Here is a 13,090-nt window from a genome sequence, read left to right as displayed (position 1 = left end):
TAAAAACATGACGAAGCCGCGACATCTCATTCTGAACCTCAACCCGATACCGGGCGGCATCTATGCAGGGGCATGGAGAACCGGTGAAAGACCGCCGGAATCCTTCATCTCCATCGAGCATTTCAACGAACTTGCTGAAATCGCCGAACGCGGCAAGTTGGACGCCCTGTTCCTCGCCGACAACGGGGGGCTCATTCTTCGAACACGGAGTACAAGCCGTTTCGCCCGCTTGATCCCGCGGTGATCCTGTCCCATGTCGCGGCGGTTACGTCGAGGCTCGGTCTGATCGCAACAGTCTCCAGCAGCTACGATACCCCCTACAATCTTGCGCGCCGCATATTATCGCTCGACCAGGTCAGCAGGGGGCGTGCGGCCTGGAACGTCGTCGTGACGGCCGGCGACGACGCGGCGCGCAATTTCTCGCTCGATCAGGCTCTGTCCAAAGACCAGCGATATGCCAGGGCGCGGGAATTCGTCGAGATCGTGAAGGCGCTCTGGGCAAGCTGGGAGCCAGGCGGTGTCCTGGCCGATGCCGAAAGCGGACGTTACATCGATCCGTCGAAGGTGCATCCGATCGATTATGTCGGCGAGCACTTCAAGGTCAGGGGGCCGCTCGCCACGCCGCGAAGCCCCCAGGGAAGTCCCGTCATCGTTCAGGCCGGCGGCTCGGAAGGAGGCGCGGATCTTGCCGCCCGTTTTGCGCACGCGGTATACTCGACGCAGCCGGAGCTCGAGGGTGCCAGACGTTATCGCGCGGAGCTGAAAGGAAGGGCGCAAGCCTACGGACGCGATCCCGACACCATCAAGCTGCTGCCGGGGCTGGTGACTGTGGTCGGCTCCACCGAAGCCGAGGCGAAGGCGCGGTCCGACTATCTGCTGAGCCTCATTCCTGCCGAAGCGGGTGTCAGCCTGCTGTCGGATTATGTGCGGTTGCCGAAGGAGGCCCTCAGCGAGCTGGATCGCGAGCTGCCATGGGAAATCGTCCCCGCGGAATCCCTGCAGGGCGTCAGCCACACGCCGACCTTGTTGCGCCGCGCGAAGGAGCACAAGCTGACGGTTCGCCAACTCATCGCGCAGATGTCCGCCGTTACCGTTCACGCGACAGCGGTCGGATCTCCCGAGCGGATCGCCGATAAGGTTCAACATTGGTTCGAGGAAGGCGCCGTCGACGGCTTCAACGTCATGCCGGCGGAGCTTCCGAAAGGTGCTGCGGACTTCGTCGATCACGTGCTGCCCATTCTGCGCAGGCGCGGTCTGTTCAGGCACGAATACGAAACGACCACGTTACGCGGGCACTACGGTTTGGGAGTAGACGATTGAGCATAGCCTCCACCATTTCCCGCGATCATCGGGTGGTCCAGCCGGCCGGCGGACGCCTGATCTCGCCGGATTTCGAGACGCATCCCGATGTGGTTCAGTTTTTGGAACACTTACGCGCAGGAGCGGCTGAGCGCGAACGGACGCGAACCCTCCCGAAAGCCGGAGCCCGTGCCCTGGCGGACCTTGGTCTCGGCGCAGTGCGTGTGCCGAAGGCGTGCGGCGGCCATGGCTGGCGGCTGGAGGATCTGCTGCGCTTCATCTACACCCTGGGTTTCGCCGATGCCAATCTGGCTCATGCGCTCCGGAACCACTACCTGAACGTTGAACATTTCCTCCATGCGGCCGACGCGTCTGAAACAGAAACAAAAGTCCGCCAGATCGTCGAAGGCGCGCTGATCGGCGGGGCCAATTCCGAACGGAATGAAACCCAAATGGGAGCGATCGGGACGACCATCTTGCCGGACGGCGACCGGTACGTGCTGAACGGTCGGAAATTCTACAGCACCGGCGCGATCTTCGCCGATTATCTGGCGGTGTCCGCCACCTCCATCGAGGGCAAGCGGCGCTGGCTGCACATTCCGGCCGATCGCGAAGGGATCACGCTTGTCGACGACTGGGATGGCTTTGGGCAAAGGCTGACCGGCAGCGGGACGACGAGTTTCGAGAACGTTGTCGTTTACCCTGATGAAATCAGCGCAGAGGATCTTTCGACCGGCGACATGAGCCCGAAGCAAAGCGCCTTCGCCCAGCTTTATATGACCACGGTCGCTGCCGGCATTGTCGGCGATATCGCGCAGGATGGAGTCGACCTCCTGCGGGCCCGAAAGCGGACATATCAACACGCATCCGCACAAGTGCCCCAGGAAGACCCGCTTCTCCTCGAGCAGATCGGCTACCTTTCCTCCTATGCCTATGCCGCAAAGGCCATTGTCACGGCAGCCGCTCCGTCCGTTGCGAGAGTTGGCCACGTCTTTCACGACGGCGGCGATTTCCATGCGGCCTACCAGATCGGTGCGCTGGAAGCAGGCCATGCCAAGCTCGCCGTAGACGAGATCGCCTTCAAGGCAGGAGCCTTGCTGTTCGACGTCGGCGGGGCATCGGCGACAAGTACGAGTCTCGGCCTCGATCGCCATTGGCGAAATGCGCGCACGATAGCGTCGCACAATCCGCGTGTATTCAAGGCGAGGAGCATCGGAGACCATCTCGTCAACGCCGCGGCGCTTCCGAAGTTCTTCTTTTGACGACATCTGGCGAACTTAAATCCATGACAGATAAATCCGACATCCACGCCGCCGCGGTGCAGCGAGCACTGGCATTACTTGGCCCATTCCATGCCGATTGGGTCACCAGTCGGCCGGACGCCGATGCCAACGTCACCATCGTCGGGGCCGGTCAGAGCGGCCTCGCGCTCGCCTTCTCGCTGCGCCGCATCGGCGTCGGAAAGGTGAGGATCATCGATGCCGCGCGGGAAGGCCATGAAGGCATCTGGTCCACCCGTGCCCGCATGCCGACGTTGAGAACGCCGAAAATCAATCCCGGCCCGGAGCTGGGCATCGGCGAACTGGGGTTCCAAGCCTGGTATGAGCGCGAATATGAGCCTGAAAGCTTTGCCGACCTTGTTCGGCCATCCACGTCCGACTGGTCGAAGTACCTGACCTGGTATCGCAAGGCACTCGCCATTGACGTCGACTTCGAAACCCAGCTCTCCGATGTTCGGCCGGAAAACCAATTCTTGCGACTGACCCTGGACGGTCCCGACGGCCGCCGCGAAATCGTATCGCGGAAGCTGGTGCTGGCGAATGGCTTCGCTGGCGGAGGACGTCCGTTCGTGCCGGCCGTCATCGCAGAGAGCCTGCCGTCCGGTCTTTATGCGCACAGTATCGACCTTATCGATCCGGCTCGGTTCAAGGGGAAGCGCGTGGGCATCGTCGGCGCATCAGCATCGGCCTTCGACCATTCGGGAGCCGCGCTGGAAAACGGCGCGAAGGAAGTCCGCCTGTTCAGCCGTGGCAAGGACCTGGTGCGCGTCGCACGCTTCATGTCGGCGGCCTATCCCGGCGGCGATTATTTCGTCACCCTTTCGGACCGCGAGCGCTGGGAACTCGCCACACGCTATCTGGAACGCGGGTCGCCGCCGCCGATTGATTCCGTGGTGCGGTCGACCGGACATGAGAACTTCCATCTGCACCTCGGCGCACCTGTCGACGGCGTCAGGCATGATAGGGGCGTCATCATGCTGACGACAGGGCGAGAGCAGTTCGAGCTCGATTATCTTGTGGCGGCGACCGGCTTCGAGATCAATCTCGACCGCAGGCCCGAGCTAAGCTCCATCATCGGAGAAGCCGCGACATGGGGCGACCGCTACAGCCCGCCCGACGTCTCTTTCGCGCACTTGCTGAAGGCCCCCTATCTGCGGCCAAGCTTCAGCCTGGAGGAGAAGATGCCGGGAGGGGCGCCTCATCTCCACAACATCCATGTCTTCAACGGCGCCGGCTTCGTCAGCTTCGGCCGCATTCTCGGGGATGTCTTGAGCATCCGCCGATTGCTGCCGCGTCTTTCCGAAGCCCTCGCCGCCGACCTGTTCCAGCAGGACCGTCAAGCCCATGTGGTTCGGCTGCAAACGGATTTGCCGCCGGAGGGATTGGCGGAAGACCATTTCCTGCACCGCATTTGGAGGCCGACTGCTTTCAAAACAGGTCTCTTAGGGGAAAACTCTCATGAGCACGCATAGCTTCGTCCTGGGGGCCGTCGCGCTGCTGGCACGCAAGGTCGTGTCCGGCGCCACGATCCTCTTTGCGGCGACCACTTTGATCTTCTTTTCCCTGCAGCTTGCTCCGGGCAATGTCATCGATGCCCTCGTCGGCGATGCGGCGTCGGATGTATCCCGCGAGGCGGCCACAGCGGAATGGGGCCTGGATAAGCCGCTCCACGAGCAATATGCGAACTATCTCGCGAGGCTCGCGCATGGCGATCTCGGGCGTTCCTACATCCTCTCCCAATCCGTGACGAAGGTCATCAGCGACCGTATTGGCCCGACGCTCGAACTGACGCTCACGGCAGCCGTCATCGCGGTTGCAGTCGCGGTTACAGTCATCGTTCTCACAGGCACCGGCCGGCCGGTGATCGCGCGCATTTCGTCGTTGCTCGAGCTCATCCTCGTATCGACGCCGGGATTCTGGCTCGGCATCGTTCTGATGTTCATTGTGTCCTTCCAGCTGGGCTTGCTGCCGGTCGTGGGGTCGAACGGCTTTTTGACGCTTCTGTTGCCGGGCGCGACCCTTGGGCTCAAAGTTGCGGGTGAACTTATCCAGATCATGCGCGGCGCCATCGATCGGGCGCTGGAGGAACCGTTTGCGCTCTCGGCGAAAGCGAGAGGCATTTCCGACATCGGATTCAGCCTGCGACATGGTTTGCGCCACGCGGCGATTCCCGCGATCACGGTTGCGGGATGGATCGTGGGAAGCCTTCTGACCGGGACATTCGTCGTAGAGCAGCTCTTCGGACGACCCGGTATCGGCACGTTGACCGTGAAGGCTGTACTGTCGCGCGACATGCCGGTGGTCATGGGCGTCTCGCTGCTCGCCGCCGCTGCCTACGTCGGCGTCAGCAGCATCGTCGATGTGCTCTGCACATTCATCGACCCACGGCTGCGTCATGCGCCGGATTTTGGGAAACATTGATCAATGATGACGATCCTAGACAGGACCTCGCCGGATGCCGGTCCCTCGTCCCGCATCCGCTCGTGGTACGGTGATGCACCATTGATTATCGCATTGGGTTTCCTAGCCTTCATCGTTCTGGTCGTGCTCTTCCCGGAGCTGGTGGCGCGGCGGAGTCCCGCGGCCACCAATTTCGCCGCGATGCTGAAGCCGCCGAGCTTAACCTATCCGTTCGGCACCGACTCGCTCGGCCGCGACCTGTTCGCGCGCGCCATTTATGGGGCCCGCTACTCGGTTCTGATCGGGACCGGCAGCGTGGCATTGGCGTTGCTTCTCGCCGTGCCGCTCGGCATTCTATCGGGCATCAGCCGGCGCGGAGTCGATGGAGCGATCGTGCGTATCCTCGATGTGATCGGCGCCTTTCCTGAGTTGCTTCTGGCGATCCTGGTCGTCGCCTTGCTCGGTCCGGGCCTGTTGAACCTCATCGTCGCGATCGGCGTGGCGTCAGTGCCAAAGTTTGCCCGCGTCACTCGTGCGCAAACCCGCACCGTGATGGTTTCCGGTTATGTCGAGCATGTCCGCACGCTGGGACAGAAGCGGTCCCGTACGATCCTCCGTCACGTGCTCCCAAATGCAGTGGGGTCGCTGCCGGTGCTTGCTACCATGGGTCTCGGCTACGCCATCATGGGCGCCGCAGGGCTGAGCTTCCTGGGGCTTGGCCCGCAGCCGCCCACGCCGGAATGGGGGCTGATGCTGTCGGAAGCCATCAGCAATCTGCGTATCGCCTGGTGGGCAGGTGTTTTTCCTGGCGCCTTGATCACCATGCTGGTGATCGCTCTGACGGTCGTCGGAACACGGCTGCAATCCATCTTCGAGAAGCGGGGTCTGCCATGAGCACTTCACCGGAACCTCTGGCGGAGATCAGAAATCTGTCCGTCTCCTTCGAGAGCAACGGCCAGACAGTCCAAGCCGTCAAAAGCGTCTCGTTGCATGTCCATCGTGGCGAAATCCTCGGCATTGTAGGCGAGTCCGGATCCGGTAAATCGGTGACCGTCCGTTCGCTGGTGGGTCTTGCGGGGCGTGGAGCGAAGGTCGCGGCAAACAGACTTATGGTCAAGGGGCGGGACTTGCTGCCCCTCGGCGACCGCGACTGGCGTGCGATCCGTGGCCGTGAAGTCGGACTTGTTCTTCAGGACGCGCTTGTTTCACTCGATCCGCTGAGAACTGTTGGCGCGGAGGTGGTCGAGGCGCTCCGCGCACACGGGGACGTTCGCAGGACGATGGCTCAGCGCCTTGCCATCGAATTACTGCGGGATGTCGGCGTCTCAGATCCGGAGCTCCGAGCGCGCCAATATTCCCACGAATTGTCTGGAGGACTCCGTCAGCGCACCTTGATCGCATCGGCTATCGCGGCAAATCCGGACCTGATCCTAGCCGACGAGCCGACAACCGCTCTCGATGTCGGCGTGCAGGCGCAGATCCTCGCCTTGCTCAAGAGCCGGGTCAAGAGCGGCGCCGGGATGATTCTCATCAGCCACGACATCGGCGTCGTCGGCCAGATCGCGGACAGGGTCATCGTTATGAAGGACGGTGAGGTTGTCGAGGCCGGAGCGACGACTGAAATCCTTGGTCGTCCGTCTCACCCCTATACCCGCCGGCTTTTGCGCGCGATCCCGTCCGAAAGGTCCCGCGGCTTTCGGTTGTCGCTTCCTTTGGAATTAGAGGCGGCTCCGCTAGAGGCGGGCAAGTTGCCGGAGCGCCGCGTATCAGCCGGAGAAGTGGTTCTCAAGGTGAGCGGGATTGACAAGTCTTACGTCAATGCCGACGGAACGCGCAGACGCGTCGTCAATGATGTGTCATTTGACATTCGTCGTGGTGAGACGGTTGGGTTGGTCGGGGAATCCGGGTCCGGCAAGAGCACTTTAGCCCGACTTATCATGGGGTTGTCGCGTCCGGATCAAGGCGAGATCCTGCTTGAGGGCAAACGCTGGTCGGGTGTTCCGGAAGCGGAACGCCGCTCAAGACGCTCAGACATACAGATCGTGACACAGGACACGCTCGGCGTTTTCGATCCCCGTTATTCTGTCCGGAGCAGCTTGAATGAAGCGCTTGAGGAAACCCGCGATCTGACGCCTGAACATCGCGTTGCGGAAATCGCGAACCTCCTCGACTGGGTCGGCCTGCCAAAGAAGCATCTGGACAAGCCATTGCGAGAACTCTCAGGCGGGGAACGCCAAAGAGTTGCCATAGCGCGGGCGCTAGCCACCAAACCGCGTCTTCTCGTTTGCGACGAACCCGTATCCGCTCTCGACGTCTCGATTCAGGCGCAGATCTTGGACCTGCTATGGGAATTGCAGGCGCGGACCCACATCGCATATTTGTTCATTTCCCATGATCTTGGTGTCGTGGATCACATTAGTAATCGCGTGTTGATCATGCTTCACGGCGGGATTGTTGAATGTGAGACCGCTCAAGGACTCGAACGGGTTGCCTGATGATCTCTGGCGCGACGTCCTCCGACCACCGGGCCAACCGCTTTCTCGCGGCCCTGGATCCCGACGACTATGCCGCTCTGGAGGCTCATCTCGAGAGCGTCGACCTCGCGCGCGGGACCGTTCTCTATGACACAGGAGCTCCGCTCATCCACACCTATTTCCCGCATGACAGCATCGTGTCGCTGGTCACCGTCATGGCGGACGGCCACTCGGTCGAGATGGGGGTGTTCGGCCGCGAGGCTCTGGTGGGCATCGTGACCGCAGTGGTCACCCGCAAAGCCTTGGGGCGCTACATCGTCCTGCTTCCGGGCACCGCCTCCCGCATCACCACCGCGCGCATGCACGAGGCGATCGCCACCCGTCCGGCCCTGCGGCACACCTTCCTGTGCGCCAGCGAAGCGCTGATCAGCCAGACGCTGCTGACGGTCGCCTGCAACGCGGTTCATGACGTCGAGGCCCGGTGCTGCCGCTGGCTCCTGAGCACGCACGACCGGGTTGACCGGGACACCCTGCCGCTGACGCACGAGCTTCTGGCCGAGATGATGGGCGTGCAGCGCTCCACCGTCAGCACCATCACGCGGGCGCTCCATCGGGCCGGACTGATTGCGCAGGGCCGGGGCGGAATCACGGCCCGCAATCGGGCCGGGCTCGAGCGCAGGGCCTGCGAGTGCTACGGCCGCATCCGCCGCACCTTCGAGCACCTTCTGCCCCGCAGCTAATTAGCCGGCACATGCGACGTCGTGGTGAACGGCCGGAAGGTCGGCAAGCGCAGTCAGGGCAACCATCTCGGTGAGATGGCGACGATCCCGCCGGCGCACAAGCGGTTGGCCTCGGTGCTCGCCGCCGAGGATGGCGTGGCGGCCTTCCTGTCGGAACCGGACTTCGCGGACTTGGCCTCGCGCCACCCTGAAATGTACCGAACCATCGCCCAGGTGCTGGCCCGCCGGCTCATGCAGCGGAACGCGCTCATCGGCGCCTAGCGCGAGCGAGTGAGAAAATCCATAGGATGTGAGACAGGAGCCTTGGCCTCAACCCTATATGGCCACCGGGTCAGCGAACTTTTCAGCCACAGCAACGTGAGACACTCTCGCAATTTGCGCACTATACTGAGATAGTATGCAGGCCAAGGAGGGCGCGGAGCGTGCCTCGGCACAGTTATCGTGGCGAATTTCTCAAGAGCCGGTAGAACCGGGATGATCACGGCACCCCGGTTCTACCGCACGAATTTCGCAGGATTCCTCTATGGAATGCGTCTGTCGCGCCGTTTTTAAAAGTCAGGCGGCAGTTACGAACACGACTTGGCCCCTCTCGTCGGTGATCATCAGGATTTGGCCGATCTGAAGCTCTCGATCGAGGGCCTACGCTCCAAAGGGTCATCGCCATTTGTGAAGCCGGCGCACCCCGGATATCCGGCAGATCGAGCCCGGTTCTGTCCCAAATCATCCGGTGTTCTGTGTGGATATGAAAGAAGTAACGGGGCATGGGCAGACCCCCTGCAGACCCCCTTCAGCCCCCCTCGATAATTCTCCTCTGATTTTGCATTTTCACAATAATAGACACGAGACTCTGAAGCTCAGACCCGTGCGCATAAGGAGGATACTATCCATAAATTCCGATGAGCCATTTATGGAACTGTCGTGAGCACTATAATCCTATTCTGTCGCGAGCCGATTAGGGGTCTAAAATGCCAGTTGCTGACGAGATCGAGGTGCTTGTTACTCGTAATCCGGGCCTGACGGAGGCCGAGATAGCGGCGGCTCTGTTCGGTGACGCAAGCTATCCCCAGCAGATCAGCAATGCCTGTCGATCCCTGCTGAGGAGGCGCCGGATCGTGCGACGTGGCAGGGGCGGGCGAACTGATCCATTCCGCTACTTTCCAAAAGGGACTCTGACTGCTCCTGGCGCGCAGGTGAAGCGTCGTGAACACTCGGCATAATTCCAAGAACGGAACGCTATGGAACTAATCCAATGAGGCGAGAGGTCAGGTAGGTGTCTTACGGCGCCTGATCTCACTTCGGGAAGCATACCTCAGCCGCTGAGGTGGGTGACTGCGGGTATTGAATAAGCCCTTTGCGGCCGCTCAATCATCCTGTGCCGATGGCTGTAGCAACCTGCTGGGGATCGTCTCAGATACGTCCACACGTCTCATTGACTTGCAATGAATCCACCGAATCCGCGTCTTCATCATCTCCTAGGCCGAGACCATGCTGATCGCTTGGGAGATCCAGGAGGCGTTCGCGCATGACAACTTCCTGCCGATCCTCTGGACCGACGGCGTGTTCCGCGCGATGCGCTACACCCTGCGGGAGCTCGAGGCCCAGATAACAGCTGCGACTTCGCGGTTGCCATCGCGCCCGGGAGCACTGCACCATCGGCGGCATGGAGGACATCGAGACCACCCGCAAGCACGCCGCGGATATCTACGATGCCAGCAAAGACTGGTTGGACGAGATGCTGGCGTCGTACTAGTCGACACTCCCGGCACCCCGCCGGAACTCTCCTGACCGTCGCGGAGGCGCGACAGAGCCGTCGGGACGGTCATATTTTCCGGTAGCGTGCCGGGCCTGCGGTGCGCTACGTCCTCGATCATCGACCTGAAATGGGTGTCCAAGTTCCCGCATGACGAGACAGAGCGCGCCGGCAGCAACCTCACGGGTCACTGGAACGGATGTCGCTCACGGGAGGAGCAGGCGTGTTCCCGTCATCGCTGCTTGACCACCTTAATCAAGGCCTTTTCGAGTTGTGACTGCGGAAACGGCTTGGCGATGACAGGCTGAGCACGCAAATCCTCGCGCACCCCTTCAGCTCCGTAGCCAGTTGCAAATACGAAAGGGATCGCCCGCTCCCGGAGCTTCTCAGCCACTGGAAAGACTTTCTCGCCGGCCACATTGACATCCAGCACGGCGGCATCGATGTCCGTCGCGTCAATCAGCCTTAAGGCCTCTGAAACTCTGGCCGCACTTGCCACCACATCGCAGCCCATGTCGGCCAGCATGTCCTCAATCAGCATGGCCACATGGCTTTCATCCTCCACCAGGAGAAGGCGCAGTCCACTCAGCATGGACATCGACGGCCTCAGAGCTGATTGAGCGGCAACTCGAGGATGCAACGCAGGCCTGCGAGATCGAAATCGAGCGTGGCCATGCCTTGAAGGTCCTTGGTCATGCTGCGCTCGATCAAGCGGGTGCCGAAGCTGCGTCTGGCTGGCGGAATCACTGCGGGCCCACCGCTTTCGATCCAGTCAATCCTTAGGATATCGGAAGCGCCGGACCCTGAGGCGCTCCACCGCACGGTGACGAGACCCTGCTCCGTCGACAGAGCGCCGTACTTGGCGGCGTTGGTGGTGAGCTCGTGCAGCACCAGGCTGAGGGCGAGGCCCACCCGAGGCTCCAGTGTGAGATCGGGACCTTCCAGCCGAACACGCGTGGTGGAGCCATCATCGTACGGCTCCAGCTCCTGACAGATAATGTCGCGCAGGTTGACGCCGGTCCAGGCCCGACGGGTCAGCAGCTCGTGCGCCTTGCTCAAGGACAGCAGCCGCGCCTCAAAATTCTCGGAGAAGGTCGCCAGGTCAGGTGAGGTCCGGATGGTTTGAATCGCGATCGATTGCACGGTGGCGAGCGTGTTCTTCACGCGGTGGTTCAGCTCGTCGATCAGCACCCTCTGATGCTCCTCCGCCTGCTTGCGCTCCGTGATGTCCACCAGCATGTTGATTGCGCCAATGATCCTGCCGGAGGCATCGCGCAGCGGCGTGGGAAAGGGAATGAACGGAACGCGGGTGCCATCGGGGCGCTCGGCGATCGCTTCGGCACCGCGAACTGCGCGGCCTTCCCTCAAGGCGACAGCCATGGGGCATTGATCGTGCGGCAGCGGGGTGCCGTCCGGCGTGAAGAGACGCCAGGTCACGCACCACTCATCGCTGCCCAGGATGGGCTTCCTCCCGGAGAAGTCGACAGCGGCTTGGTTGTAGTAGGTGATCCGGCCTGCCGCATCGGTGGTGTAGATCGCGGCCGGCAACGCCTCCAGGAGCTCTCGAACGTGGCGCTCGCTCTCGCGCAGTCGCTCCTCGGCCTGGAGCTGCTCCGTTATGTCCTGGACCACGCGCACGCCGTAGCGGAACTGCCCCTGCGGATCGCGCACGGACGAGCTGAGAACATTCACGAAGACAATGCCACCATCCCGGCGCAGGAAGCGCTTCTGCGTCGAGTAGTGGGCGATCTCACCGCGCACCTGGCGCGCGTACTGCTCGGCATCATCGTCCCTGTCCTCAGGGTGGGTCAGATCGATGAAGGAGCGCCCCACAAGCTCCTCGGGCGCGTAGCCGATGATGGCCGAGAGAGCCGCGTTGATGCGGACAAACCGCCCGGCGGGATCGACTTCGGCAATGCCGATGGGAGCCTTCTCGTAGGTGACGGCCAGCCGCTGCTGGCTCTCCCGCAGGGCCTCGTCGGCTCGGTGCTGGTCGGTCACATCAACCGTAAAGCAGCGGGTGTTGTGGAATTCCCCATTGCGGAAGTGCACGTTGGACGTGATCAGAACATGGCGGATCGAGCCGTCCTTGGCCTTCAGGCGGGCCGGATAGCGGTCCAGCGTCTCGCCTCGAGCGAGGCGACGGAGGATATCTCGGATCACCGGAGCATCGGCATGGAAGTCGGCGATGGGCCGGCCGATGTACTCGTCCGCCGTATAGCCGAGGAGATCAAGCTCGGCGCGGTTGGCGCGCAGGATGGTGCCGTCCGCGGCCACCAGGTGAAGACCCACGGCGCCGTTCTCGAAGAAGTCCTCAAGATCCTGGCGGCTTCGGCGCAGTTCGAGTTCCAGGGCTTTGCGGTCGGAGATGTCCTGGAAGCCATTGATCGCGCCAAGAACGCCGCCCTGATCGTCCAGCAGCGGCTCGATGTGCACCAGCACGGTGCGGCGGCTTCCATCCGGCCGCTCAATCAGGACCTCAAGTCCATGGGCGGGTTGGCCGGTGCGCAGGACCTGCGCCATCGGCGTGTCGGCATGAGCCAGCGGACGTCCGTCCAGATGATAGAGGCGAAAGGAGCCGCAGTAACGTTCATCCGTCTCGCCCAGGCGAGGCGTGCGCCCCCACAGCTCGGCGGCCCGGTGGTTATAGCGCAGGATGACCCCGTCCGCCGAGCAGACGTACACGGCAGTGGGCATGGCATCCAGGATGGCCTGAGTGACGGTGGCGAGTTCCTGAAAGCTGGACCGGAGCAAGGGACTGCTGGAGGGAAGAGCGGCAACCGTCATCGGAGTTCATCTTCCTTTGCGCCAGCCGCCTCTCGCAGCGGCAATCCGGGCTACCACCGCGACGCCTCGGCAGAAACACAGCTCCACCCGCGAGGAGGGGCCATCGGAATCTTGTCCTCAGGCCGGCGGCGAACATCTACAGGTAGGGCGTTCTCGGCCGATTTCGACAGCCCGCCAAGATTATTGACTCTGGAACAGTAAGTGCTGGAATTGGCATGTCACGGAAGTAACGCTTTGGTCCGCTCTCCGTGCCTAAGCTGCCCCTCCTGAAGGGCAGGGGATCTTCAGAGTCTGATCCAAAGCCGCCCTTCTCGTGGGCTCAGTGCATACGATTGGCCAGCCCACGTGCTAACATCGAGC

The 13,090-nt window shown here is 62.1% G+C and carries 12 protein-coding genes; 9 read left to right on the top strand and 3 right to left on the bottom strand.

Annotated features, from left to right (window positions below; translation table 11 throughout):
• Positions 1-7 precede the first annotated feature (7 nt).
• From ACD578_RS28880 to ACD578_RS28840, 9 genes are read left to right on the top strand one after another with little or no spacing between them, the layout of a single operon-like run.
• On the top strand, positions 8-244 hold the full coding sequence (locus tag ACD578_RS28880) for a hypothetical protein (protein WP_404294319.1): 237 nt from the start codon (positions 8-10) through the stop codon (positions 242-244).
• A complete protein-coding gene (locus tag ACD578_RS28875) occupies positions 241-1,320 on the top strand; it encodes an NtaA/DmoA family FMN-dependent monooxygenase (RefSeq protein WP_404294318.1) in 1,080 nt (359 codons plus the stop codon). Before ACD578_RS28880 ends, ACD578_RS28875 begins: the two co-directional genes overlap by 4 nt.
• Positions 1,317-2,561 carry an acyl-CoA dehydrogenase family protein gene (locus tag ACD578_RS28870; protein WP_404294316.1) on the top strand — a complete coding sequence of 415 codons (1,245 nt, stop codon included), beginning with the start codon at positions 1,317-1,319 and terminating at the stop codon, positions 2,559-2,561. The genes ACD578_RS28875 and ACD578_RS28870 overlap by 4 nt, the downstream gene beginning before the upstream one ends.
• A gap of 23 nt (positions 2,562-2,584) precedes the next feature.
• Positions 2,585-4,051 carry an NAD(P)-binding domain-containing protein gene (locus ACD578_RS28865; protein WP_404294315.1) on the top strand — a complete coding sequence of 489 codons (1,467 nt, stop codon included), beginning with the start codon at positions 2,585-2,587 and terminating at the stop codon, positions 4,049-4,051.
• On the top strand, positions 4,038-5,000 hold the full coding sequence (locus ACD578_RS28860) for an ABC transporter permease (protein ID WP_404294313.1): 963 nt from the start codon (positions 4,038-4,040) through the stop codon (positions 4,998-5,000). The genes ACD578_RS28865 and ACD578_RS28860 overlap by 14 nt, the downstream gene beginning before the upstream one ends.
• Before the next feature lie 3 nt (positions 5,001-5,003).
• Entirely contained in the window at positions 5,004-5,873 is an 870-nt protein-coding gene (locus ACD578_RS28855) for an ABC transporter permease (protein WP_404294311.1), read from the top strand.
• Positions 5,870-7,474 (top strand): nickel ABC transporter ATP-binding protein NikE, encoded by a 1,605-nt coding sequence (nikE, locus tag ACD578_RS28850; protein ID WP_404294309.1) that lies wholly within the window; start codon positions 5,870-5,872, stop codon positions 7,472-7,474. The genes ACD578_RS28855 and nikE overlap by 4 nt, the downstream gene beginning before the upstream one ends.
• Entirely contained in the window at positions 7,474-8,193 is a 720-nt protein-coding gene (locus tag ACD578_RS28845; RefSeq protein ID WP_404294308.1) for a Crp/Fnr family transcriptional regulator, read from the top strand. The genes nikE and ACD578_RS28845 overlap by 1 nt, the downstream gene beginning before the upstream one ends.
• A 24-nt stretch (positions 8,194-8,217) precedes the next feature.
• The gene (locus tag ACD578_RS28840) at positions 8,218-8,454 is read left to right on the top strand and encodes a hypothetical protein (protein ID WP_404294307.1); all 237 of its coding nucleotides are present in this window, start codon (positions 8,218-8,220) and stop codon (positions 8,452-8,454) included.
• 217 nt (positions 8,455-8,671) lie between these two features.
• Here ACD578_RS28840 and ACD578_RS28835 read toward each other — a convergent pair whose 3' ends face one another.
• The 3 genes from ACD578_RS28835 to ACD578_RS28825 form a co-directional block, all read right to left on the bottom strand.
• On the bottom strand, positions 8,672-8,956 hold the full coding sequence (locus ACD578_RS28835; RefSeq protein WP_404294306.1) for a DUF6894 family protein: 285 nt from the start codon (positions 8,954-8,956) through the stop codon (positions 8,672-8,674).
• A 1,219-nt stretch (positions 8,957-10,175) separates the two neighbouring features.
• A complete protein-coding gene (locus ACD578_RS28830) occupies positions 10,176-10,541 on the bottom strand; it encodes a response regulator (protein ID WP_404294305.1) in 366 nt (121 codons plus the stop codon).
• 8 nt (positions 10,542-10,549) lie between these two features.
• Positions 10,550-12,730: a PAS domain S-box protein gene (locus ACD578_RS28825; protein ID WP_404294304.1), complete on the bottom strand. Its 2,181-nt coding sequence runs from the start codon at positions 12,728-12,730 to the stop codon at positions 10,550-10,552.
• Positions 12,731-13,090 lie beyond the last annotated feature (360 nt).

It is taken from the genome of Microvirga sp. RSM25 (assembly GCF_044784385.1).
Classification (GTDB): domain Bacteria; phylum Pseudomonadota; class Alphaproteobacteria; order Rhizobiales; family Beijerinckiaceae; genus Microvirga; species Microvirga tunisiensis.
Note: the sequence above shows the minus strand (reverse complement) of the source record. Positions and strands in the feature narration are given on the sequence as shown.